This window comes from Streptomyces sp. 135 (genome assembly GCF_020026305.1).
Lineage (GTDB): Bacteria > Actinomycetota > Actinomycetes > Streptomycetales > Streptomycetaceae > Streptomyces.
The window spans coordinates 8,808,993-8,832,922 of record NZ_CP075691.1 but is presented as its reverse complement, the minus strand read 5'-3'; the positions used below and the strand labels follow the sequence as shown (position 1 = coordinate 8,832,922).

General features: G+C 68.8%; 19 protein-coding genes and 1 pseudogene. 15 read left to right on the top strand and 5 right to left on the bottom strand.

What is annotated here, in order from left to right:
* The first annotated feature begins 578 nt into the window (after positions 1-578).
* The 6 genes from KKZ08_RS39085 (at position 579) to KKZ08_RS38515 (ending at position 10,747) form a co-directional block, all read left to right on the top strand.
* Positions 579-920, top strand: coding sequence for a hypothetical protein (locus KKZ08_RS39085; RefSeq protein WP_346657912.1), 342 nt, complete (start codon positions 579-581; stop codon positions 918-920).
* A 61-nt stretch (positions 921-981) separates the two neighbouring features.
* Positions 982-3,636, top strand: a complete 2,655-nt coding sequence (locus KKZ08_RS38535) for a DEAD/DEAH box helicase (RefSeq protein ID WP_223778855.1) — start codon at positions 982-984, stop codon at positions 3,634-3,636.
* Positions 3,637-3,757: 121 nt separating this feature from the next.
* A complete protein-coding gene (locus KKZ08_RS38530; protein ID WP_346657911.1) occupies positions 3,758-4,516 on the top strand; it encodes a TnsA-like heteromeric transposase endonuclease subunit in 759 nt (252 codons plus the stop codon).
* 104 nt (positions 4,517-4,620) lie between these two features.
* Positions 4,621-6,714, top strand: a complete 2,094-nt coding sequence (locus KKZ08_RS38525) for a Mu transposase C-terminal domain-containing protein (RefSeq protein ID WP_223778853.1) — start codon at positions 4,621-4,623, stop codon at positions 6,712-6,714.
* Positions 6,708-7,724 (top strand): TniB family NTP-binding protein, encoded by a 1,017-nt coding sequence (locus KKZ08_RS38520; protein ID WP_223778852.1) that lies wholly within the window; start codon positions 6,708-6,710, stop codon positions 7,722-7,724. Before KKZ08_RS38525 ends, KKZ08_RS38520 begins: the two co-directional genes overlap by 7 nt.
* A gap of 68 nt (positions 7,725-7,792) precedes the next feature.
* Positions 7,793-10,747 (top strand): Helicase associated domain protein, encoded by a 2,955-nt coding sequence (locus tag KKZ08_RS38515; RefSeq protein WP_223778851.1) that lies wholly within the window; start codon positions 7,793-7,795, stop codon positions 10,745-10,747.
* 1,201 nt (positions 10,748-11,948) lie between these two features.
* On the opposite strand, the gene KKZ08_RS38510 is transcribed toward KKZ08_RS38515, so the two are convergent.
* The gene (locus tag KKZ08_RS38510; RefSeq protein ID WP_223778850.1) at positions 11,949-12,686 is read right to left on the bottom strand and encodes a TIGR02391 family protein; all 738 of its coding nucleotides are present in this window, start codon (positions 12,684-12,686) and stop codon (positions 11,949-11,951) included.
* Between the two features lie 970 nt (positions 12,687-13,656).
* Between KKZ08_RS38510 and KKZ08_RS38505 the strand changes: the two genes are divergently transcribed.
* The 8 genes and pseudogenes from KKZ08_RS38505 (at position 13,657) to KKZ08_RS38470 (ending at position 20,835) form a co-directional block, all read left to right on the top strand.
* Positions 13,657-14,547, top strand: a complete 891-nt coding sequence (locus tag KKZ08_RS38505) for a methyltransferase domain-containing protein (RefSeq protein ID WP_223778849.1) — start codon at positions 13,657-13,659, stop codon at positions 14,545-14,547.
* 186 nt (positions 14,548-14,733) lie between these two features.
* Positions 14,734-15,324: pseudogene (locus tag KKZ08_RS38500) on the top strand (transposase); the annotation flags it as partial.
* A gap of 442 nt (positions 15,325-15,766) precedes the next feature.
* Positions 15,767-16,006: an SDR family oxidoreductase gene (locus tag KKZ08_RS38495; RefSeq protein WP_276573925.1), complete on the top strand. Its 240-nt coding sequence runs from the start codon at positions 15,767-15,769 to the stop codon at positions 16,004-16,006.
* Entirely contained in the window at positions 16,003-16,821 is an 819-nt protein-coding gene (locus tag KKZ08_RS38490; RefSeq protein ID WP_223779363.1) for a wax ester/triacylglycerol synthase family O-acyltransferase, read from the top strand. Before KKZ08_RS38495 ends, KKZ08_RS38490 begins: the two co-directional genes overlap by 4 nt.
* 53 nt (positions 16,822-16,874) lie before the next feature.
* Entirely contained in the window at positions 16,875-17,315 is a 441-nt protein-coding gene (locus KKZ08_RS38485) for a WS/DGAT domain-containing protein (RefSeq protein WP_223778848.1), read from the top strand.
* A gap of 484 nt (positions 17,316-17,799) precedes the next feature.
* Positions 17,800-19,794, top strand: coding sequence for a hypothetical protein (locus KKZ08_RS38480; RefSeq protein ID WP_223778847.1), 1,995 nt, complete (start codon positions 17,800-17,802; stop codon positions 19,792-19,794).
* Positions 19,791-19,943: a hypothetical protein gene (locus tag KKZ08_RS38475; protein WP_223778846.1), complete on the top strand. Its 153-nt coding sequence runs from the start codon at positions 19,791-19,793 to the stop codon at positions 19,941-19,943. The genes KKZ08_RS38480 and KKZ08_RS38475 overlap by 4 nt, the downstream gene beginning before the upstream one ends.
* A gap of 37 nt (positions 19,944-19,980) precedes the next feature.
* Positions 19,981-20,835 (top strand): IS5 family transposase, encoded by an 855-nt coding sequence (locus KKZ08_RS38470; protein WP_223778845.1) that lies wholly within the window; start codon positions 19,981-19,983, stop codon positions 20,833-20,835.
* 31 nt (positions 20,836-20,866) lie between these two features.
* On the opposite strand, the gene KKZ08_RS38465 is transcribed toward KKZ08_RS38470, so the two are convergent.
* From KKZ08_RS38465 to KKZ08_RS39080, 4 genes are all read right to left on the bottom strand, one after another.
* The gene (locus tag KKZ08_RS38465; protein ID WP_223778844.1) at positions 20,867-21,505 is read right to left on the bottom strand and encodes a LysE family translocator; all 639 of its coding nucleotides are present in this window, start codon (positions 21,503-21,505) and stop codon (positions 20,867-20,869) included.
* A 36-nt stretch (positions 21,506-21,541) separates the two neighbouring features.
* Positions 21,542-22,090 (bottom strand): transposase, encoded by a 549-nt coding sequence (locus KKZ08_RS38460; protein WP_263303394.1) that lies wholly within the window; start codon positions 22,088-22,090, stop codon positions 21,542-21,544.
* Positions 22,087-22,626, bottom strand: coding sequence for a winged helix-turn-helix domain-containing protein (locus KKZ08_RS38455; RefSeq protein WP_223778843.1), 540 nt, complete (start codon positions 22,624-22,626; stop codon positions 22,087-22,089). The genes KKZ08_RS38460 and KKZ08_RS38455 overlap by 4 nt, the downstream gene beginning before the upstream one ends.
* A gap of 392 nt (positions 22,627-23,018) precedes the next feature.
* Complete coding sequence (locus KKZ08_RS39080) at positions 23,019-23,507, bottom strand: DUF6083 domain-containing protein (RefSeq protein ID WP_346657928.1); 489 nt, start codon at positions 23,505-23,507, stop codon at positions 23,019-23,021.
* Positions 23,508-23,719: 212 nt separating this feature from the next.
* Here KKZ08_RS39080 and KKZ08_RS38440 point away from each other — a divergent pair, with 212 nt between their 5' ends.
* Positions 23,720-23,857, top strand: coding sequence for a helicase associated domain-containing protein (locus KKZ08_RS38440; RefSeq protein WP_223778842.1), 138 nt, complete (start codon positions 23,720-23,722; stop codon positions 23,855-23,857).
* The last annotated feature ends 73 nt before the right edge of the window (positions 23,858-23,930 follow it).

Here is a 23,930-nt window from a genome sequence, read left to right as displayed (position 1 = left end):
CGGCCCTCCGCTGGCGCTCCAGGCCGGTCGGGCAGGTCCGCTGCGCTCCCCTGCCCTCAACGGTCCTTCCGGCTGCGCCTCCAGTCCCTTCGGGCCCGCTGGCGCGGGCCTGGCTGGCTACGAGGAGGGGTGGCCACTCGTTCGTGTCGGGTTTCAGCGTAGTGCATCCTTCTTTTGATGCAGCATGTAGAGTTGGGAAAAATAGTCACCACCCTCAAGGCTGTTTGAGCTCGACGGGGTGAGCAGAGTCGATGGGGGTGCACTGAGTGATGATCAGGGACAAGATTCATGGTGGGCTTACGCGCAGGGCTCAATATTTCGTCCGAATCCATGGTTACCGGATTCCTGACCCTGGCGTGGAGCAGCATCGGGCTCGGTGGCTGGAGCACGGGATCCCCGCAGCAGAGATTGACCGTGCTGTGGCGTACCAGGAAATGTGGGGCGGGATTGCCCTCCCTCCGTCTCCGCACTATGACGGTGGCCCCAGTTCGTTCAGCGCGGACGTCCCTGAGAGGTTGGAGGCGGAGGGCTGGTGGTTCGGGGCCGGGCTGCAGCGCACCGCGCTTCCCTACGCCTTCATGATTGGCCACGAGGGAGAGTTCGGCATCCATGCCGACACCTGGGTGCCTCTGCACGCCCGCATCGAGGGATGGGTGGAGTCGGTGGCCCTCGCAGATCACGCCCGCCGGTACGCCCGCACTACCACTACGGTGACCGGTGAAGCCGTGGAGACGCTGCAGCTTGAGGGCTTCGAGCCGGTCTTGGAGGTTGCCGGACGCGCAGACAGCTGGTGGCGAGGGGCTGACTCTCTTGTGGCCGTGTACCGCGGGGAAGCTGAGTGCATGTCGGCACCGCAGTGCCGAACCGCCACGGTCTACTCCGGGCTCGATGAATGGGGCCTCAAAGGACTCGGCGCTTAGAGGCTCGTCCGCCATCGAGGAGACAGCCAGGCTAGCAATGCGATCTCGGCAAGAGGAATTTATGACAGCGCATTTTGGTATTCAGAGGATCGCGCTCAGAGAACACCAGGTAGATGCGACTGCACGCATCCGTGAGTGGGTGGGGTTCCCTGCAAGGTCCTCTGTGCCCGAGGGAGGGGCGCGGGCCACGGTGGTGTCCGCCACAGGGTCCGGCAAGACGATCACAGCCGCGTGGGCTGCGCTGGAGTGCTTCCGCGGCGGGCGGATCCTCGTCATGGTTCCCACCCTCGACCTGCTCGTGCAGACCGCCCAGGCGTGGCGGAGGGTCGGCCACAACGGGCCGATGGTCGCGGTGTGCTCGCTGGAGAAGGACGACGTCCTGGAGCAGCTGGGCGTACGGACCACTACGAATGCGATCCAGTTGGCGCTGTGGGCGGGGCGTGGGCCGGTGGTCGTGTTCGCCACGTACGCCTCCCTGGTGGATCGCGATGACCCGGAGGACCCGTTGGGTCTGCGGAAGGTCCGTGGGCCGCTGGAGGCTGCTCTGGCGGGCGGGGAGCGGCTGTATGGACAGACGATGGCCGGCTTCGATCTCGCCGTGGTCGACGAAGCTCACTCAACCACGGGTGATCTTGGTCGACCGTGGGCGGCGATCCACGACAACACCCGCATCCCGGCGGACTTCCGTCTCTACCTCACCGCCACCCCCCGCATCCTCGCCTCCCCCCGCCCGCAGAAGGGCAGGGACGGCCAGGAGCTGGAGATCGCGACCATGGCGTCCGACCCGAACGGCCCGTACGGAGAGTGGATCTACGAGCTCGAACTGTCCGAGGCGATCGAACGCGGCATCCTCGCCGGGTTCGAGATCGACGTGCTGGAGATCCACGACCCCTCCCCCGTCCAGGAAGTATCAGAGGAGGCGCAGCGGGGCCGGCGGCTGGCGCTGCTGCAGACTGCGCTCCTGGAGCACGCCGCCGCGCGGAACCTGCGCACGGTCATGACCTTCCACCAGCGAGTGGAGGAGGCGATGGCGTTCGCGGAGAAGATGCCGCAGACGGCCGCCGAGCTGTACGCGTCCGAGGTCTCTGACGAGGCTCTGGCCGATGCGGAGGCCCTGCCGAAGTCGTCGATCGACGCGGAGCTCTACGAGTTGGAGGCCGGCCGCCACGTGCCCCCGGACCGCGTCTGGTCGGCATGGCTGTGCGGCGACCACCTCGTCGCTGAGCGACGCGAAGCCCTACGGCAGTTCGCCAACGGCATCGACGCGGTCGGCCGCCGCGTACACCGGGCCTTCCTCGCCTCCGTCCGGGTGCTCGGCGAAGGCGTCGACATCGTCGGCGAGCGGGGCGTTGAGGCGGTGTGCTTCGCCGACACCCGCGGCTCCCAGGTCGAGATCGTGCAGAACATCGGCCGGGCCCTGCGCCCGAACCCCGACGGCACGGCCAAGACCGCCAGAATCATCGTGCCCGTCTTCCTTAAGCCCGGCGAAGACCCGGCCGACATGGTCGCCTCCGCCTCGTTCGCACCCCTCGTAGCCGTCCTCCAAGGCCTGCGCTCCCACTCCGAACGCCTCGTCGAACAACTCGCCAGCCGGGCCCTGAGCAGCGGGCAGCGGCACGTGCACGTGAAGCGAGACGAGGACGGGCGCATCATCGGCACCACAGCCGAAGACGAGGACGCGCAGGACAAGACCGAGGACGCGGTGGAGTCAGCGCTGCTGCACTTCGCCAGCCCGCGCGACGCCGCCACGATCGCGGCGTTCCTGCGCACCCGGGTCTACCGGCCGGAATCACTGGTCTGGCTCGAGGGCTACCAGGCCCTGCTGCGGTGGCGCAGGGAGAACGAGATCACCGGCCTGTACGCAGTCCCGTACGACACCGAGAGCGAGGCCGGCGCCACCAAGGCGTTCCCTCTGGGGCGGTGGGTCCACCAGCAGCGGCGCGTGTACCGTGCGGGCGAACTCGACGACCACCGCAAGATGCTGCTCGACGAAGCCGGGATGGTCTGGGAACCCGGCGACGAAGCCTGGGAGACCAAACTCGCCGCCCTGCGCTCCTTCCACCGCGCCCACGGCCACCTCGCCCCCAGGCGCGACGCCGTCTGGGGCGACGCCGACAATGAGCTGGTGCCGGTCGGGGAGCACATGGCCAACCTCCGCCGCAAGAACGGCCTCGGCAAGAACCCCGAACGCGCCGCGGCCCGTGCCGCACAGCTCGCCGCCATCGACCCGGACTGGAACTGCCCCTGGCCGCTGGACTGGCAACGCCACTACCGCGTCCTCACCGACCTCGCCGCCGACGAATCCAACGGCCGACTCCCCGACATCGCCCCCGGCGTCCTCTACGAAGACGACGACCTCGGCAAATGGCTCCAGCGACAACGCCGCAACTGGGCGGAGCTCTCCGAAGAACAGCAGCAGCGGCTCACCGCGCTGGGCGTGAAACCCACCGAACGCCCCGCCCCGACGGCCAAGGGCACCGAGAAGGCATCAGCCTTCCAACGCGGTCTGGCGGCCCTCACCCAGTACATCCAGCGCGAAGGCAGAACCGTCGTTGGAAGGGCGCACATCGAGGAGCTGCCGGACGGTTCGGCGATCAGGCTGGGTGTGTTTCTGAGTAACCAGAAGGCCAGGCGGGAGCGTCTGGATGCGGACCAGCGAGCAGCCTTCGCTGAGCTGGGCTACGCCTGGGCCGCAGAACAGCCCGAGCGCAGCTGACAGCACGTCTGCGGGGTCCGGGACGCCAGGTAGGACCGGCGGACCTGGGTATCTGGCACGCGTTTCCCCTTTGGCTTGTTATGCCCATTACCGGATGAGCCGATAAGCCGTTTGGTTCTGTGTGCGGAGCGCGGAATGGGATGCGGCAGGGGCCGGGCCGGCCGATGTCGGGGCTGTGGACGTACGGTTCCTGGCTGCGGGCGGGACGACGGAGTGTTCGACGTGGTCGGCGGCGGCCGCCGAAGTGGCCTTCGAGCGGTGTCCGCCTCTGAGGCCGTTTTCGGCCCGCAAGGGCAAGCGCACGGCGCCGGGATGGTGGTGGTCGGCGACCACCGGGCGGCTCGTGCACTACGGGTCTGGGGCGATGCGGCTGCATCTGATGCTGCTCGACCGCGATCCACGCGTCCAAGGCCTGGCCAGTCGGCCACTGGAACTGCGGTGGCCTGCGCCGGACGGAGTGCGTACGCATGTCCCGCAGGTGATGCTCCGGCTCGCCGACGGCCAGGGGGTCTTGGCGGACTGCACCGCCGCAGCGGAGCTTTCTCGGCGGCAGCGATCCCTCGCGGCGGTGGTCGGCGAGGTATGTGCGGCGGTGGGCCGGCGGTACTGGGTGCTGGGTCCGGTCGATCCGGTGTACCGGCGCAACGTGACCTGGCTGTCCGGGTACCGGCATCCGCGATACCGCGCAGGACAGCAGCTAGCGGCGGCGTTGCGGGAATCGTTCGCCGACCGTACGCCGCTGTGGGAGGGCACACGCAGGACCGGGGATCCGATGGTGGTCCTTCCTGCGCTGTTCCATGCTCTGTGGGCGGGGCAGCTGTCTGCGGATCTGGGCGTTCCGATGCATGAGCGGATGCCGGTGTGGGCGCGGGCGGCGTGACGGGGGCAAGGGGCCGGGAGTCCGGTGGGCTGGTGGTCGAGGTGGGGTCCCAGGTGCGGTTCGAGGGGCGGGCCTGGACGGTAGCCGCCCTCCATGGCGGCCAGGTGCGGCTGATCGCCGAGAACGGCGAGGTGGCGGCGCTGCTGCTGTCGCTGTTGTTCGCCGACGAGGGGTTCGAGGTTGTGGCTGCGCCCACCGTCTGCCGGGTGCCTCCGCTGGGCTTGCTGGAGTCGTTGCCCCCGCCGGTGCGGGAGCGGGCGTTGGCATGGGAGCGGCACGTGCGGGAGGTGGAGACGGGGCACCCGGGCGGATCCGGTGCGGTTGGCCCTCCACGGGCTGAGTACGACCCGGGTGTGCGGACGTTGGCGCAGCGGGAGGAGGTGAAGGCGGCGGAGTTGTCGGCGGCGGGTATGCCCACTAGCGCGGTGACGGTGCGGCGGATGCGGGCCCGCTACCGCAACGACGGGGTGTGGGGACTGGTGGATCAGCGGGCCGCCCGGCCCCGGTCGGCGCTGGGGCGTGCGGATGAGCGGGTGGTGGCCGCCCTGCGGGAGGTGTTGGAGGCCGGGCAGGAACGCTCCAGCGGAACGCTGGGGCGGCTTCGGGTGTACACCGAGCGGCTGCTGGCCGAGCGGCACGGTGACGGGGCGGTGCCGCTGCCCTCGGCTGCGACGTTCAACCGGCTCGTACACGCCCTCGCCGACGGATGCGGGCTCCTGGGCAGTGCGCGGCAGCGCCGCTGGCGCTCGGCGCGGCCGGCTCCCCCGTTCGTCCCGACGACGGTGATGATGCCGGGTGAGCTGGTGATGATGGACAGCACTGTGCTCGATGCCTTCGTGGTGCTCGATGACGGGGTGGTGGAGCGTCCGGAGCTGACCATCGCGCTGGATGTGGCCACCCGCAGCATCTGCGCGGCCGTGCTGCGTGCGAAAGGGACCCGGAGCGTGGACGCGGCGCAGCTGCTGGCGCAGGTGATGGTCCCGGCGCCGATGCGGCCGGGCTGGGCCGAGGCGCTGGCGATGGAACACTCGGTGGTTCCCTACGAGCGGCTGCTGAGCGTGGATGCCCGGCTGGAAGGTGCCGCGGCGCGGCCGGTCATCACCCCACGGACCATCGTGGTCGACCAGGGCAATGTGTTCGTCTCGTCCTCGTTCATCGCCGCCTGCGAGTCGTTGGGCGTTTCTGTACAGCCCACGCCGCCGCGAAACGGTCCTGCCAAGGGGCACGTGGAGCGCACCTTCTCCTTGATCAACACGCTCTTCGTGCAACATGTGGCCGCCTACACGGGCTCGCACACCGGTGAGCGCGGGAAGGACGCCGCGGGCGAGGCGGTGTGGACGCTGGCCCAGCTGAACGACCTGCTGCAGGAGTGGATCATCTGCGGGTGGCAGGAGCGCGAGCACGACGGGCTACGGCACCCGATGATGCCCCGCCGCGCCCTGTCGCCGAACGAGATGTGGGCGACGCTGGTCGCCGTATGCGGGTACGTCCCGGTGCCGCTGGGCCGTGAGGACTACATCGAGCTGATGCCTCTGAAGCGGCAGAAGATCAACGACTATGGCATCCGCATCGACTACCGCACCTACGACCACAAGGCTCTCAACCCATACCGCGGCGAGCGCTCGCCGGCGGCGGACGGCCTATGGGAGATCCACTACGACCCGCACGCGCCCGGCCAGGTCTGGGTACGGCTGCCGAAGCCTGACCAGCCGCGCGGATATGAGTGGGAGGCGGTGCCGTGGATCCACCGCACCCTGGTCAGCGCCCCGTTCACTGACTTCACCTGGCAGCACATCAAGCGCACCGTCACCCGCCGCGCAGACCGCGCCCAGCACGAACACAACCTGGCCCTCGCCCTGCGCGATCTGCTGGAGCGCGCTGCCGCCGGGCATGGCACCCGCCGCGAGAAGGTCGTCGCCGCCCGCGCCCGCACCGCCGCAACCGATGGTGCGGTGTGGGGGATGTTGTACGGCCAGCAGCCGGAGGCAGAAGCCGGTGAACTCGGGGAGGACGTCTTCGGCGACAGCGAGGACGACGAGGAGCCCTTGACCCACGACGGCGCCCTGAGCATCTGGCCGACTGAACACACACCACTGAGCGACTCCCCAACCGCCGCAGCGCAGGAAGCCGATGTGGCTGCACCGAGGCGTGGCCAGGTGACGGTCTACGACCCTTTCGAGGAGTCCCTGCGATGGTGAGCTCGATCTCCACCGATGCTGTCGGGTTCGCACCGCTGGCCCCTCCGACCGTATGGCAGGGATGGGATGCCTTCGTCCATCGAGCCCCGGCGCCCGCTCGTGACGCCACCGACGGCGCCTGGTCCCAGGCGGAGCGCGAGGACTATCACTCCGAACTCGCCGTCATGCGGACCCCGGCCATGGACAGCGTGTTCACCGCCGTACGCCGACTGCTGCTGGTCAACCGCCGCCAGCAGGCCGGCGCCCGCCGCGGGCTGATCATCTCCGGGCCGGCCACGACGGGTAAGACCACCACGATGATGGCGCTCGGGCGTTCCTTCCAGCTGGCCGACGCCCGCCAGCACCCAGGACAGGCAGAGCGCAGGCCTGTGCTGTTCATCAGCGTGCCGCCGGCCGCCACCCCGAAGATGCTCGTCAGCGAGTTCGCCCGGTTCCTCGGCATGCCCATCACCGACCGCCTCAACCAGACCCAGATCACCGGCGCCGTGTGCGACCTGCTGTGCGAACTGGGCACCCAGCTCGTCCTCATCGACGACGTCCACCTCCTGGACACCCAGCGGCGCGCCGGCGCGGAAACCTCCGACCAGCTCAAGTACCTCGGCGAACGCATCCCGGCCACCTTCGTGTACTCCGCGATCGACATCGAGACCTCCTCCCTGCTGAGCGGGGTGCGCGGGGCGCAGATCGCCGGCCGCTTCAAGATCTTCCGCCACCGCCCGCTGGCGTACGCGACCGAGCAGGAGCGGGCCATCTGGAACGACCTGGTACGGGCCGTGGAAGAGCTGTTGCGGCTGCGCGCGCACCGCGCCGGGACACTGGTCAAGCACGCCGCCTACCTCCATGCCCGCACCGCAGGGCGGATCGGCAGCCTCTCCCACCTCATCCGCGAAGCCGCCCTGATCGCCATCACCGAAGGCACCGAGCGGATCACCAAGCAGCTGCTGAGCGAGGTCGAGCTCGACGCGGCAGCCGAAGCCCAGGCCCGGCCCCGCCGCCCTCGCCGGGCATAGTGCGCGCAGATGGCACACCAGCATCCGCCCCGTGCGGGGGCCCGCAGCACGGCCAGCGGCGGGAACGGATGACAGCGTCCGGCGTCCTGGTTACGGCACTGGCCGGCGGTGCGGCCGGACGCGTGGCACCGCTGTACGGAGAGTTGACGCTTTCGTTCCTGAACCGGCTCGCCGCCCGCTACCACCTCGGTCTACGGGACCTGCTCGCCGCCATCACCGAGACCGACGGCCGGCGAAACGTCGCCGGAATGCTCCACCCGGACAGCGAGATCCACCTCAACGCCCAGGCACGCGAGCGCGTGTGCGTCCTCAGCCGCGTTCCAGCGGCGGTGCTGGAGGGCGCGCTGCCGGCGTGGACACGGGCAGAACCGCACGCGCACTACCCAGGCGGCCCGGCCGGCCGCCTGACCCGCGGCGAGGAAGCCGTCGCCCCGTGGGGGCCCACCTGCCCCGCCTGCTGTGCCGTCCGCACCGGCCGCCGTGTGCCCGCCCGCCGGTACCTGGCCCCCGGAGAGCGGGTCTGCGCACGCCACCGGTACTGGCTGCTGTTCCTGCCCGGAACCAGCGGCCTGCCCGTGCCTGTTGGCCCGTGCCCGGAGGTGGTCGACGCCCAGCGACGGCATGTCCGACTGCTGCGCCACTGCCCCGCCGGTGCGCAGGCCTTCGAAGTCGCCCGCGCTGTCACCGGATCCTGGTGGGGCCAGCCCTGGCCGAACGAGGAGCATCTGTGGCCGGCCCGTCTCGAGGCCACCCGGCCCGCCGGCGCCGATCCTGGCTGGTGGAAGGTCGCCGCCCGCGACCTGATCACCTATCCCGAGACCGTCGTCCTCGCACGCCTGCTGGCCGACCGCACCGTGCAAGAGCGCACCGTCACCGAATCGCGCCGCCATCTCCCCCACCGGCTGGGAGAACTACCCGGGCTGCTGGCCGAGCTCGCTGCCCAGCTCGGGCGGCCGTGGCTCGCCCACCACCTCGCCACCATCACCCACGGGCCACTGTTCACCTGGGCCCACTCCTGCGTACGCGCCCAGACCACCTCAACCCCTGCCGCCCGGAAGGCACTGTGGACGGTGCACTCGGCACACCGGCCCCGCCCCCTCAGCGACCTCCTCCCCCACGCCCCGGCCGCCGACGGCACCCCGCCCGCGGCAAAACCCGCCAGACGGCTGCGCGGCCACAGCCTGCAAGCCGAGCGCGCCTTCGCCCAAGGACTCGCGCACGCCCGCGCCTACCACCAGGAACACGGACACCTCGCCGTACCCAAGGAAGACACCCCCGCCGGCTATCCGCTGGGCCAATGGCTCGCCAACACCCGCGCACGCCACACCCGCATGCCCGCCCACCAAGCCGCCGCCCTCACCGCGCTGTACCCGTGGTGGAACGCACCCTGGAGCACGCTCTGGCAGCGCACCTGGCACCAGGCCCGAACCCACCACCAGACCCACGGCCCGCTCAAGCCGGCCCGCGGGTTTTCCACCACCAGCTACAGCCTCGGCGAATGGCTCTACCTGCAGTGCACCCGCTACCCCACCCTCCACCCCGAACAACAACGCCTCCTCACCCACATCGGCATCGACGCCGCAGCGGCGGCCGCCGCCCGGCCCAGACGGCGCAACCTCAAAGTCGGCGCCGAAGAAGCCCTCGCCCACGCCCGCTCCTACGCCGCCGAACACGGCGGGCTGGCGTCCGTGACCTCGGCAACCGTCCACGACGGTTTCTGCCTGGGACAGTGGCTCGCCAACCAGCGCAACCGCTGGCGCACCGGCCACCGGCCCCTGCCCGCCGGCCGCGCCCAGGCCCTCACCGCCATCGATCCCTGGTGGTGCCCGCCCTGGCACCTGACGTGGCAGCGTCACTACCACCGGGCCCAAGGCGCCGCAGCCGGCCGCCGCCTCCAGGCCGAGAACGGCTTCAATGCCCTCGACGACTCCGGTGCCGCCGACTGGCTGTGGCGCCAGTGCGCCACGTACGACGAGCTCAGCGAGGAGCAGCGGCAACTCCTCGCCGGCATCGGCATCACCCCCCAAGTGGCCCGCGCAGCCCGACAGCACGCACGTACGACCCCGAAGAGGCCGGGCGCGACCCCGGCCACGGACGTGGAAGACAAGGCCGGCCACGCCACAACAGCTGCAGCCCCTGCGGCTCTTCCGGGTCGACGCCGCACTCGGCGTGCCACCGAGCCGGAGCGTCCCCGCAAGCCCCGCAGCCGCCTCGGGCACCGACCCGATCTGAAGCCGGGCTTCGAGACGGCGCTGGCACACTCCCGGGCCTGGCACGCTGAGCACGGCCACCTCGCAGCTCCCCGTGACACCCTGCACGACGGCTACCCGCTGGGCATGTGGCTGTTCAGCCAGCGCAACCGCGCCAAACAACGCGCCCGAGCGGGTGTGCCGCCCTCACCCCACCTGACCGAGCTCACAGCGATCGACCCCTGGTGGAACCCGCCCTGGGACCTGCACTGGCAACGCAACTACTACCGCGCCCGCGACCACATCAATGCGGGCCGCCCCTTCAACCCCGCCGCGCTGACCCCCTCCCCCAGCACCGTTCTGGGAAGCTGGGTCACCCGGGCCTGCCTGCAATACCACCAGCTCCACCCCGGCCAGCGGCACCTCCTGACGCTGATCGGCATCACGCCTGAGGTCGCCCACGCACGCACCCGCCGCGCGCACCCCTGGCGCACCGCGGTCGAACACGCCCAAACCTTCGCCGACACCCACGGCCACCTCGCCGTCCCCCGCGACACCACCCAGGACGGCTTCCCACTCGGCCGATGGCTGAACAAGCAGCGCTACCGCACAAGAAAAACAGGCCCCACCCCAGCAGCCCACGCTCTGACCGCCATCGACCCCTGGTGGAACCCGCCCTGGGGCATGGTCTGGCAACACGGCTACCAACGGGCCCGCACCCAACCCCACACCCCTGCCAACCGCCGCTGGCTGACCAAACAACACGCGACCTGGCCACTCCTCCACCCCGACCAACAACACCTCCTCACCACAACGGGCCTCATCAGCATCTGAATCCCGCCGGCGCCGGCGCCATCCGCCCCTGGGCGGCCGCTTCCCTCAACCAGCAGCGATCGGCGAGAACTTCGGGACTGATCTGGCCGAACAGGTCCCAGCCGGCGCTGCGATGCCCGATACTGGTGGCACGTCCGGCGTGCCTACAGAAGAGCGCACCGGCCGACGAGTAAGAGAAAGGCGGCGCGGAAAAGGTTAATGAACCGGCTTAAGGGCTTTATCAGCATTCTTTTTGTTACGAACGCGATATAGCCCACCCTGCCCAAAAAGCCGAAGAAAGCCTCCCCCGCAAGACCCGCCGAAAAACCCCTCTAAACGACCCCACGGGAACAGCGAACCCGCGCCCCAAGGGGCTAACAGGCCTGCCGTAGAACAACACCGGCCCGCCCTACGGCGGCGCCGGCCCTTGGCATGCCCTCACATCACGGCACACCTGTGCCGCCTCTCCCCGTCCCAGCCGTGCCCGCACGGCTCGTTCAGGCATGAGGCGGCCCAGCCGTCACGTGCTGGAAGGGAATCCACGCGATGAACTCGTCCTCCCTCGGCCCCATCGCCGGCCTTCTGGCCGGACTCCCCGCCGTCCTCGCCGGCGCCCTGGGCGGCGCACCCTGGTGGGCCGTCGGAGCCATCGTCATCGCGGCATACCTCGCCGTCCCCCTCACCAGCCTGATCCTCGAACACTCACGACAACGAAAAGGAACACTGGTCGATGAGAAATTCGCAGCCACACTCGACCAGATAACAGACCCCGAAAAAAGAATCCAAGCCATCATCAGCTACCGGCAAGCCACAGCCCCGCCGCCACCCCCCAGCCACCACCCGACCCGCCACCAGGAGCACTACCCCCCGCGAATCCCGACAGCGGCAGCCAGTCACCGGCGTCCGCATAGACGAGGTTGCGGGCAGACCGCGCCTTCCCCTCGGTGCTGCGGCTCCGATCGAGGTGCCGGCGCCCGCTGAGCTGGGCGAGGGGCAACGCCGCCTCACGCGGCAGGGCCCGAAGCAGATCTGCTCCGGGCCCTGCCGCGTGAGGTGTTGGGCCGCAACGTCAGGCGGGAGGAAGCCCGCGAAGCACCAGCCCGGTATACGCGCCGAGCACGCTTCCCAGCGCTGAGAGCAGCCCGGGCCGGGAGATCCGCTGCGGCCTCGGGTTCGACCCTCTCTTGCCGGTGAGCACTCCTTGCCGCCGTCATGGGTCAGCTCAGGTCGCGGTATCCACCGTGGCAGCATCCACCCACCTGGCCAAGATGCTGAACGCGGCGAGCTGTTCCAGAGCCTCGTGTTCTTCCAGCTCATCGCCTTCTTCATGGGCGATGGGATTGCGGATGGCCGAGTAGACGCCGCGTGCGAAGTTGCCAGCACCGTCGTGACGGTTCTTGAAGGTGTCACCCCCGTCGTCAACGCTCAGGCGCAGACGCGGATGCCCGGTGGTGGGAGCATTGGTGGAAAAGGCGTCAGAGAGGAGCTTCGCCTCGGAGGGATCCCTCCGTGCGAGCTTTGCCTGTGCCTGAGCGTTGATGGCCCGGGCGGCGGCCCCGACCGCCTCACGGAAGTGGCCGCTGCTCCACAGACCAGCGACGCTGCCCCAGACCCACGGGTGAAGCGTCGCGGCGTCGAGCTGAGGTGCTCCGCTGCCCAGGTTCTCCTGCAGCTCCTGCTCAGCCTCCAAAAGTGCAACCGCACGATTGGCTGCCTCACGGTGGCGCCACATGGGCTGCTTCTTCGCCTCTTCCCAGTCAGCCGTTCGCCAGTCTGGTATCACCCGGTCCAGGATCCGCTCCACGATCTGAGCCGCCGCCTGCACCTCGGGCTTGGGGTTGTTGAACTTGTAGTAGCCGAAGCCGACCGAGTTCGGCGGGCTTGGGACGTAGGAGATTGCTGCGGTGACGAGGAAGCTTTTCAACTTCCCGATCGCCCACTCCCTGTTCATCTGCGTCATGCCCTGATGCTGCCGCATACCACCGACATCAGCGCCTGCCTGATCGAGGACGGCGAGGCGAGCGGACAGCCGTCGCGACTGCGACGTGAGCGGAGCGGCCACGGACACAGCCATGGGTGCTGGAAGAGCCGCAACCGGCCACCACGTAACCGGTGTTGCGCCATCGCTGGACAGCGCCCGATCCCCCAGGGCCCCTGCTGTGTCCGGAGACCGGTCAGTGAGGTTCGGCGGCACAAGTGGCCCTCAGGGCGGGGCCGGCCATCGAGGTGAGCTGGTGGCCAAGTGTCGGCGGCGACCCGCGCCAGGATCATGGCGCGGGTCGTCCAGGTGCAACCACATTTCAACGATCACTGAACCTGAGCCATGCGCCAGCGCAGAAGACACAACCTGATCAGCACCGCCCGCTACGTGACAAAACTGCACGTCAGAAGACCACGAACGACCTGACACCCCATGAACGCACTGCCACCGAGGCACCCGCTCGGCCTGACCACGAGCCAACCAAGGCCGCGCACCAAACTGATCAGCCCAGGCCAGACCACACACCTATGATCACAAGCACCGCTCCTGGATAAACGCGCTGCGCGAGCTGGGCATGGAGTGGGCGTAGAGGAGAGGGGCCTCCCCTGGTGCCCCTGACAACGGACCGGGCGCACTGGCTCTGGGCGGTTCTCCGGGCGGCGTCACGCGTCGAGTGTTGCACGATCTGCGAGGGAGCCCTGGGCTGGTCCCTCATTTTGAAACGATCAGTAAGTCTATACGTTGGGGGCGCAATTCCACTCACTCCAGGTTGAGGGACCACCTTAGCGTTTTCCCGTAAATTAACTACGACATGCCCGCTGGCCTGCTTTCTTCCATCGCTATCCGGTGAGGGTCACTATTCACAGGTCCTGTGTCTACATGGGCAGCGAACTGCGTGGGGAGGATGGGTAGCGCAATGGGTTGTTCCTTCTCAAAAAAGGATCTGAGTATGACGAGCAGTCTGACTCCCGGTGGCCTTACCCCGAACCCGGCCGACAGCACGCCAGTGATCCGAACCGACCTGGAACGTGCTTCTGTTGAGGTCTACAACGCCAAGGCCGACGGAGACGTACTCAACCTGAGCACTGGTCGCGACAATGACATCCACCACCACCACTACGGAATAGGCCAGTTCGATCCCACTGTTTTAGACACCCCTCCTGAGAAGCGGGAGGAGGCCATTCTGGCCGAGATGCACCGGCTGGAGAACGACGAGGTGCTGGTCCTGGGCGACGCGCTCGGCCCGGTCAGGCCCACCGACCGGGTGATGGACGCCGGATCAGGCCGCGGCGGCACCGCCTTCATGACTCACGACCGGTTCGGCTGCGCGGTCGACGGGGTCAACATCTCCACGTACCAGCTCAGGTTCGCGAGACAAGCCGCCGCGCGGCGTGGATGCGCGGATCGGGTGCGTTTCCACTATCAGAACATGGTGGTCACCGACTTCCCGGACGGTCACTTCGACCGGGTCTACAGCAACGAGACCACCATGCTGATCGACGACTTGAACGAAGGATTTGCCGAGTTCGCCCGTCTACTGCGTCCGGGTGGCCGGTATACGGCGATGACGTGGTGCGCGAGCAGTAACGCCCAGGACGCGTCGGTGACGGCCATCAACAACTTCTACCGGTGCCTCATCCACTCCCGCAGCGAGTACTTCACCGCGCTGTCCGACGCCGGCCTCGCCATCAACCAGGTCTCGGACATCACCGCCCAGGCAATCCCGTACTGGCAGCTCCGCATCCACTCCAAGCACCGCAACGGGGCCGAACAGCTTTTCCTTGACGCCTACGCCAGCGGTGCACTGCGCTACCTGGTGATCAGCGCCGATAAGGTATAGACCGCTTGCCCGCAGTTGAGGGTAGGCCGCGTTGAAGGCAACATCAGCGGAGTGGACCAGCGAAAGTAAGACCGCAGGCCCACCTCGGGGGATCCTAATTCCCGCAGATATCATACCTAGTTCCTCCAGTAGGAATTCGTTAGGTGTGTTTGGCGGCGGTGTCCGGCCGGGAGGCACGGTGGGGGTATGGACATGCGGCAAGTGGAGGTTCTGCGGGCGGATTTAGCCGAGTTCGTGGCGGATGTGTTCGCGCCGGTTCCCCGGAAGGACCAACGCGCGAAGGGCGACTGCTACCTGCGAGAGTTGATGCTGCACGGGCGGCGCAAGTCGATCCAGCCGATGGCCGAGCGGCTGCCGGACGGCAACCAGCAGAACCTGCAGCAGTGCGTCAACCACTCACCGTGGGATCCGGAGCCGGTACAGCGGCGGATCGCCGAGCGGATGATGCCGCTGATCAGCCCGGACGCCTTCGGGGTCGACGATGTGTCCTTCCCCAAGGACGGCCGGATGTCGGTCGCTGTCACCCGCCAGTACTGCGGTGCTTTGGGTAAGCAGGCGAACTCCCAGGCCGCGGTCAGCGACACCGCCTCCGTCCTCTTGAGGTGGCGGTTGTTCCTGCCGTGGGAGGCAGAGAGTCAGCGGCGGCAGGCCTGCGGGGTTCCAGATTACGCGCGGCATCGGGGGAAGCGGCGGCTGGCGCTGGATGTCCTGGACGAGCCGGCCGAGTGGGGCCTGACCCCGCTGGTGGTGGTTGCCGACGCCGGATACGGCCAAAGTCACCACTCCCGCGCCGGAACGGACCAGGCGCATCGGCGCACCCCGCCTTCCTCGCTACCGCGACCCGGCTCACCCGGTGAGAGACCTGGTCATGGCAGCCGGACGCAGGTCGCTGCAATGCTGCACCGGGCGGCAGGGCAGCCGCAGCTCGATGACCAGCCCCTTCATCGTCGCCGACGAGTACCGCTGGGCTGGGATGTCGCCGACGCCTCACCGGTCATCGGCGCGGTGACCTTCCTCCTCTCCCCACTGGCCGCGAAGTCACCGGCACGGTGGTGCACGTCGACGGCGGCTTTCACGCAACGGGCGTGGCCCGCCCGGCTCGGCAGGACCTGTAACCGCTCCGCGGGCCCGACACCTCACTGGAGGTCTGATGAACGGATCACAGCCCTACCGACTCGACGGATCCCGCGGGATCCGTCGAGTCGCCATAACGCAGGGCGTGCACGCCAACGCGGCACCGTCCGACCTGCTGATGCGTCATGCGCCTCTCGCACGCTGGGCCGATCCCGAGGAGGTGGCTGCCCCGGCCGTGTTCCTGACGTCGCCAGCGGCATCCTTCATCACCGGGCACACCCTGGTGATCGACGGCGGTCTGACAGTGTCGCACGGCGGGCTGGCCGATGTGCCGGCACCGCAGGCGATGGCGGCAGCAGCGGCGAGCAGCGGGAGTGCCACGTGACCGCCGACGGCAGCCGTGCCGTCCCCCTGGGCCGCCTGAGCGCCAAGGACAGTCTCATGTGGCGGCTGGAGACGCACACCGACGTCTGGCCCGTCGTCCTCCTGCTGCTCATTCTCGACGGGGAGGTCGACGACGAGGCCCTGTGTGGGTGGCACCGTCAGGCGGCCGAACATCTGCCGAGGATGGCCGCGCGGGTCACGAGCCCGCGGCGGCCCGGGGCGCGCCCCCGCTGGGAGGCCGTACCCTCCTTCGACCCGGCCCGTCACCTCCGGCGGGTGCGGGCGCCCGGAAAGGCCGCTCGGGCGGAGGTACTACACCTCGCCGAACGCTTCGGCGAGACTCCTTTCGTTTCGGCTCGTCCGCCCTGGGAGTGCCTGGTGGTCGACGGGCTCGACCACGGCCGGTCCGCCTACATCCTCAAGATCTCTCACGCCATTGCCGACGGGCTGCGGCTGAGGGAACTGTTCCTGCGCCAGGCCGCCGCCGCTCCCATGATGTACGCGTCCGGCCCCCGGGAGGACACGGGCCACGGAACGGGTACCGGTCCCCGCGGTCTGCCCGCCACCGCCCGCCGCGTGGCACAGGCGATGCGCTTCGGCAACCGCCTCTGGCACGACGTGCGCGACCTGCCCAGAGCTCCGAAGGGCTCCGGTGACGGTGTCGAGCGCCGCTACTTCGCGGTGGACCTGCCGATGACAGCCCTGCGGGAACTCTCACGCACTGCGGGCGGGACCGTGCAGGACGCACTCGTCGCCGGGCTGGTCGAGGGCTGTCGGCGCTACAACGCACGCCAGGACGTCGAACGCTCCGCATAAGGGTGCTGTCCCCCTACGGCCGGGCACCGCTCCGACGCCACGACGCCAGCCCCATGGGCAACCACTGGTTCGTCATCCGCTTCGAGGTTCCCTCCGACCTGTCCGACACAGCCAGCCGGATCGCGGCGGGCCGCGCCGCGGTCAACGGCGTGTACAACCGGGACGCACTGGACTGGATGGGAGGTGTCGCCCGGGTGGCACCGTTGCTGCCGTCCAGATGGCTTCAGTGGTCCTTCCGGCTCTTCGCCGCGTCGCACGACTTCGTCATCAGCAACATGCCCGGCCCCCGGACCACCCTCCAAGTGGCGGGAACAGACGTCGACCAGGTCTACGGCATCGCCCCGACCCTGGGCGCCGCCGTCACGGCCACCACCGTGTCCTACCGGGACACCTGCCACGTGCTGCTCAATGTCGATCCCGCCGTGGTGGACGACACCGCGTTCTTCCGGGACTGCCTGTGCAACGGGCTGTTCGAGGTGACCTCCGGTGCGTAGCCGACGGGTGCTCGTCGTCACGGCGGGCCCGGCCGACGGGGACGAGGGCCACGTGCCGCGGAGCCCCCCGTCCGCAGCCACTGTCCACGCACGGCGCCGCACCGAGGCCGGCCGACCTTCGGGTGTGCGCGGGGCGCCGGCGCGGCCGCGGGCCTCGGGGGCACGGCGCGGCCGCCACCCGTCGGACGTGTTCATCAGGGCTCGCTTTCAGCTCGGATAGGGAAATGAGGGCCTGTCCGGGAATGCGCTTGGGGGGGCCGGTCACATGAGCCAAAGCACGACTGTTGTCACCTCCGGGCTACACCAACCTGCAAGTTCCCGTGAACGAGGCCCCGTAGTTGTCATTGGTGAAGCAAGCCGCTTGTCACCAGCCCGCGCGAAGCAGGGAAGTTGTCACCACCCAGTCCTGCGGTCCTGCACAGGCGCATTTCTCGATGACAGGATGTTCGTCGGGGAGCCGATCTGCGAGGTCACGGGGGTATGAGTGGCAGGAATAGAGCTTGAGGCGCTGGACGACATGCCGTGGGAGCGGCTGGAGTCGGCGCTCGGGCACCACCCGCCCAAGGAGATGCGGCGAGCGCTGCGTCGCCTGGCACTCAAGGGTGGGGCGGCGACGGAGGAAGACTGCTACCCCCTGTTCGACTGCTTCGGGCTGGGCACCGGACGCGTGGCTTCCGTCGCAACCGCCGCGCTGCCGTTCGTCGTTGCACTCGCCGGCGATCCGGGCATGGGTGCCCGGGCCACGCTCGTCCAGCTACTGGCGGGCTTGTCCGAGATGGCGGCCGAAGCCGACCCGGGGCTGGTGGACGCGGGGTGGCACGAGGCGTGGCGGCTCCAGCGTCCGCGGATCAGGGAGCTGTTCGCGGACCCGCTGCCCGGGGTGCGGAGGGAAGCCCTCCCCCTCGCGGAGGGGGAGGGTGCTCTGCTGGAGCGGTGGCAGGCCGAAACGGACCCGACGGTGCGGCTGCCCGTCCTGCTCGCGCTGGGCACCGCCGCAGCCGGCTCTGCCCAAGCCGGGCTGGTGGGCCGGGTGCGGGCGGTGGTGACCCAGGCGCTGCGGACGGACGGTCCCGTCATGCGGGTGGCGGCCGTGCACGCCTGGGCCGCGTTCGACCCCCCAGCATCGGTCCGTGAGCTGGACCTGCTGGTGGATGTCCTGTCCGACCCAGCCGTGCGTCCGCAGTTCGAGGCAATCTGGTACGTGCCGGACATCGACAGTGCGTTCACCCGTGAGGATGTCGTCTCCTGGACGGCCCACCTGCTCGAGAGCGCTCCGCGGACGGCACTCGCCTTCGTCGTGCGGCTCATCGGTGCGGCGCGCCGGAACGGGGACGCCCTGCTGTGCCGCGCCGCGTTGGACGAGGGGTGGCGGCTGCTGGTGGTCTGGCCGGCCGCGGCATCCGCGCTGTTGCCGCTCGCGGGTGCGCTGCTCGCGGAGCCGGACGACGGCGTACGGTACCGGGCGGCCCACCTGCTGGCCGTGCTGGGTTCACAGGCGACTCCGTACGCCGATGCGTTGGCCGCGCTCCTCGACGACCCGGGCGAGGACGAGTTTTTCGAGGGCACCGTCGGCGACCACGCTCGCTGGGCGCTGACCCGCATCGGCGACGAGCGTGCCCTGCCAGGGCTGGTCGAGCGGCTGTACGCGCCGTACCGGGGCCAATACTCACGCGGGTACGGCTCGGACGAGCCGCGCCTGCCGGAAATCAAGGACGTCCTGGCCCCGCTGCGGGCGCATGCGGAGGCCCTGCTGCCCGCGGTGCGGAAACTGCTCCGGGACGACGCCGTGGGCGGCTCGCTGACCTGCTGCTTCCTGGAAGTCCTCGAAGCGTGGGGGCCCACCGCGTCGCCCGCGCTGCCAGAAGTGGTGGCCCTGCTGGACGACACCCGGTACTCGCTGCACGCGGTCGGTGCGCTGGCGGCGATGGGACCGGCTGCGGAGTCAGCCGAGCCCGCCGTGCGCCGCTGCACGATCCTCGACTTTCCCGGCAACCGTTACAAGGTGGCGTGGGCAGCCTGGCGCCTGGGCGGCGACCGCGACGCGGCGCTGGAGCTCCTCGGTGAGGCGGTGCTGACCGAAAAGGGGCCGCTCTACGGTCCGGTCGGCCTTCTCGGCGATTTCGGACCGGCGGCCGCGAGCCACGCCGACCGGGTGCGGCATGTCATGGAGCACGGTGACAGCTGGCTGCGACTGCGGGCGGCGGTCGCGCTGTGGTCGATCACTGGTGAGCCGGAACCGAGTGGATCCGTCGCGGAGGAGTACCTCCTTCCCATCGCCGATGGCGGCGACGCCTACGGCTACTTCTTCGAGGCGCTGCGCGCCCTCGCCAGGATCGGCACGGTCTCTCCGGCGGCACGGGCAGCCCTGCGTACGGTGCAGGGATCCGACCGGCGGCTGTCGACGTACCGGGACTACCAAGCTTTCCTGCAGGACGAAGAGATCCGGTCCGCGATCGACGACGTCCTCGCCCTGCCGTGACGACCGGCCGGGACGAGCACAAACTGAAGGTGTCGGTCTCCTCGTTCCGCCGCTGGGTGCACGCCACGCTGTCTGACGAGGTGAGCCGCTCGCAGGTCACCGTCCCGCGCGACGAGGTCGAGCCGGGCGAGGAGGCCCAGATCGACTAGAGCGTGTCTCTTCGATGATTTGGTCAGTTGATCGGACGTGTCTGTCCGGTTAGTGATCACTGATGCGATGTGGGGTCGGATCGAGCCGTTGCTGCCGTCCGATCCTGTCCGGGGGCGACGGTGGGCTGACCACCGCCGAACCCTTGAGGCCATTGCGTGGAAGTACCGCACCTGCTCACCCTGGCGCGACCTGCCCCCCGAGCTCGGGTCCTTTCAGACCGCTCACAAGCGCCTGATCAGGTGGGCCGTGGACGGCACGTGGGAACGCATCCTCACAGCGGCCCTCACTGCGGTGGATGAGGATAACGATGTGGGCTGGACCGTCTCGGTCGATTCCACTGCCTGCCGGGCTCACCAGCATTCGGCTGGAGCGAGGAACGCGATGCGCCGGCCGGAGCCCGAGGACCACGCGCTCGGACGCTCCCGCGGCGGACTGAGTACAAAGATCCACTTGGCCAGTGACAGCCGGGCTTGTCCTCTGGGTATCCACGTCACCGCCGGTCAGGCTGGTGACGCGCCGGCCTTCGAGGCGGTCATGGCCAGGATTCGGATCCTGCGCAGCGGACTCGGGAGACCACGAACCCGCCCGGCAACGATCCTGGCGGATCGCGCTTACTCGTCCCGCGCGATCCGTGGACACCTTCGGCGTCGAGGCATTCGGGCTGTCATCCCGCAGCCCGCCGACCAGATCGGTCACCGTCTACGGAAAGGCCGTGCTGGAGGCCGCCCGCCCGGCTTCGACGCCGAGAAATACAAGGAGCGCAATGCCGTCGAGCGGTGCATCGCCCGACTCAAACAATGGCGCGGCCTGGCCCTGCGGACGGACAAACTCGCCATCGCCTACCAGGCCGCACTCCACGTCGCGTCCATCTCGATCCGGGTCCGGTGCTGAGCAGGTCACTGGACCCTGACCCTCGGATCATTCAACTGCTGAGCGCCAGCCTGACACCGAAAATGCCGATGACGGTGCCGGTGATTCGGTCGAGCACGCGGCGAGCCTGGGGTTTGCGGAGCCACCCCTGAAGGACGCGAGCGAAGCCGATGAGGACGGCAGACCAGAGCAGACCGATCACGATGTGCACCGTGGTGAGCAGGAGACCCATGGTGAAGTGGCCGGTGCCCGCGGGGATGAACTGAGGCAGGACTGCGACGTAGAAGGCGCCCATCTTCGGGTTCAGGAGGTTGGTGAGTGTCCCCTGCCGCCAGCCGCCGCTCACCGAGTCCGCGCCGGCGGCCAGAACAGAGTTGTCCGTGTCTGCCGTGGGCAGCCCCCGGAAGGTGTCCCGGAGCATGCGGAACCCCATCCAGATCAGATAGGCGGCACCGATCCAGCGCAACACGGTGTAAGCGAGATGTGAGGCCGTGAGAAGCGCGGTCACTCCGAGGGAGGTGAACACCCCCCACGCCAGGGTGCCGGTCTGGATGCCGAGGACGACGCCCCAGGCTCTCCTGCGCCGACCGAGGGCCGACGTGCGCAAGATCAACGCCGTATCGAGACCGGGAGTCAGAGTGAGAAGCCCTACAACTAGGGCGAAGGACCACAGGGCGGAGCTTATTGCCATGGAATGCCAGCTTACCCCGCCAGGTCGCCTGCCTTGTTACTGAGTTTGTAGGCGTGGTGTCGTCAGTGTGAGGCCGGTCGCGGTGAGACATCCGTCGATGATGTCGCTGCGGTATTGGATCTGGCGGAGGCCGTGTCGGAGTCGGCTGATGAGATGGTCGGAGTTGGTGAAGGCGGTGTTGGCCTGACTGGTCCGGCGGAGGATCGACCAGATGCCTTCGACGGGGTTGAGGTCGGGTGTGTAGGGCGGTAGGTGGTAGGCGGTGATCCAGTCGTGTGTGTCGATGAAGGCCCGCATGCGGCGGTCTTTGTGGACGTTGAGGTTGTCCCAGATGAGGACGATCGGTCCGCCGAGCTGCTGGTGGGCGGCTATGAGGAGGTCGCGGTACTCGGTCCAGGCGAAGCTCTTGCGGCCGCCGCTCTTATGGTCGGTATGCCGTCTGGGCCGGTAGATCAGGCGGGAACGCTCGCCCGGTTTGTGGCAGCACAGGGCTGCGATGGAGAAGCGGCGTTGGGAACGGCCGCGGACCCGGATGACCGGTGTGGTTCCGCGCCGGCTCCAGGTGCGGGAGGTCGGCGGCGTCATCGAGAATCCGGCTTCGTCCTCGAAGACGAGCCAGGCCCCGAGCGCCGCCGCGGTGGTTCCACGTGTGGCCACACGTCCTTGACCCAGCTTACCACGGCCTTCTCGTCACGCTCGATGACCCGACGTGCTGGAACCTGGTGGCTCCAGCCATGCCGCCGCAGCATCTGGGAGATCCCCGACAGCGTCATGGACTTGTGGAACCGCCGCCCGATCAGGGTCTTGATCCGGGCGAGTGTCCACCGCTGATCAGGCCACCCGTGAGCGACCGGACCTTTGGCCAACTCCTCCTCGAGCACGGCGAAGAGCGCATCGCTGAGCTTCGGCCGGGACACCGGACCACGCGAACGAACCCCGTCCTCGCCCGCCTCCTGCCAGGCCCGCCGCCACCGCTGGACCGACCGGACACTGACCCGTAACTCCTTGGCGATCTCCGTACTGCCCCGCCCATCGGCGAACATACCGACCGCTTCCATCCGGACCCGCTCACGGAACACTTGCCTCTCCGCGGTCAGACCCCCACCCTGCGGATACCTCATACCACCGGCATACCGCGACGATCATCAACCGTCAGCCCCTACGACAAGACGACTTCAACGTCAGTAGCGGGCCAGATGGATCTTGAGCTGGTCTGCTTCTACTCCAAAGAGACACGCTCTAAAGGCTGTTGCACAACGACCGAACGATCTTTCGTGACCGTTTCACGGTGTCACCCAGACCGGCGAAAACGGGAGCAGAATCGGGCAGTTGACCTTGCGATTGGTGGCCGGATCCGAACGTGATCGCCGTTGTGCAACACCCTTTAGTAGTACGCGCTGTCCAGCGGTCAGCAGTGTCATCACTGCGGCCAGGGCGCCTCCGTTGGTGCGGCACAGCACGGCGTCGGGCCGCGCCAGGGGGCCGAGTTCGATGGGAACGGTGTCAGTGCCGGTCAGGCGGATGGGGGTGCCGACGACCTGGAGCCAGCAGTTGGCTTCGGCGGCGAGGCGGGGGCCGAAGCGGGGTGAACAGAACCGGTGTCAATCAGGGCGCGGGTGCGGGCGGCGAGTTGGCGGCGGGCCTCTTCCAGGTGGGGTGTGAGCTGAGTGGTGATAATGCGCCGTGGGCACAGGACAGCGTGCGGGGTGCGGCACCAGGCGTTGTTGTCGCTGTGGCGGTAGGCGATGCCGCCACTCAGGTGCCAGCGACAGGCACCAGGTACGTCGGCGACGGCGAACTCGGCCGGGTGCAGGGCGATGGGGCGCTGAGTTGTCGCGCTGGTACCACTCGACGCGGTTGCCGCATGTGCGGCAGCGGCTGTGCTGCCCGGTGCGCAGGAGTCGGCTGGTGCTGGTTGCGGACACGCGCAGCGAGCGGTGCGGGCGAGGGGCGAGAGGCTGCCGTTCCAGTGGCGGGCCGGGCTCGGGGGCCGCGGGTGCATGGGAGGGGTCTCGGCAAGCCCTGCCGGTGAGAACCAGGGCGAGACGAGACCGTGCGGCACACCGGAGAGGCTATTTGCCTCGCTGGTGCCAGCGAGACGCCACATCAATTCTCACCTGCTGTCTCACCTCATGTCTGCCACCGGACGGTGATTCACGCCAGGATCAAGTTTCTCGCTCAGACATCTCACTGAGAACTTTCGTAGGCAACGGCGTGAGAGTCAGCACCGAGGAGGGCCGGGAGGACCAGTACTGCCTGGGGGCATGGGTCAACAACCAGCGGAACCGGGCCGCCGTGCTGTCGCCGGAGCGGGTGGAGCAGCTGTCCAAGGTCGGGATGCGGTGGCCCTGATGATGACCCTCGTCGTCACCGCGGCCGCCGCACTCGCGGCCGGTTATCTGCTCGGACGGCAGCGCCCAGCGTG

Bases quoted from the DNA above. Each gene is read 5' to 3' on its own strand.
- KKZ08_RS38515 (WP_223778851.1), top strand. From the start codon at position 7,793: ATGACAGCGTCCGGCGTCCTGGTTACGGCACTGGCCGGCGGTGCGGCC.
- KKZ08_RS38460 (WP_263303394.1), bottom strand. From the start codon at position 22,090: ATGACGCCGCCGACCTCCCGCACCTGGAGCCGGCGCGGAACCACACCG.
- KKZ08_RS38505 (WP_223778849.1), top strand. From the start codon at position 13,657: ATGACGAGCAGTCTGACTCCCGGTGGCCTTACCCCGAACCCGGCCGAC.
- KKZ08_RS38465 (WP_223778844.1), bottom strand. From the start codon at position 21,505: ATGGCAATAAGCTCCGCCCTGTGGTCCTTCGCCCTAGTTGTAGGGCTT.
- KKZ08_RS39080 (WP_346657928.1), bottom strand. From the start codon at position 23,507: ATGCACCCGCGGCCCCCGAGCCCGGCCCGCCACTGGAACGGCAGCCTC.
- KKZ08_RS39085 (WP_346657912.1), top strand. From the start codon at position 579: ATGATTGGCCACGAGGGAGAGTTCGGCATCCATGCCGACACCTGGGTG.
- KKZ08_RS38510 (WP_223778850.1), bottom strand. From the start codon at position 12,686: ATGACGCAGATGAACAGGGAGTGGGCGATCGGGAAGTTGAAAAGCTTC.
- KKZ08_RS38455 (WP_223778843.1), bottom strand. From the start codon at position 22,626: ATGAGGTATCCGCAGGGTGGGGGTCTGACCGCGGAGAGGCAAGTGTTC.
- KKZ08_RS38485 (WP_223778848.1), top strand. From the start codon at position 16,875: ATGGGCAACCACTGGTTCGTCATCCGCTTCGAGGTTCCCTCCGACCTG.
- KKZ08_RS38535 (WP_223778855.1), top strand. From the start codon at position 982: ATGACAGCGCATTTTGGTATTCAGAGGATCGCGCTCAGAGAACACCAG.
- KKZ08_RS38520 (WP_223778852.1), top strand. From the start codon at position 6,708: ATGGTGAGCTCGATCTCCACCGATGCTGTCGGGTTCGCACCGCTGGCC.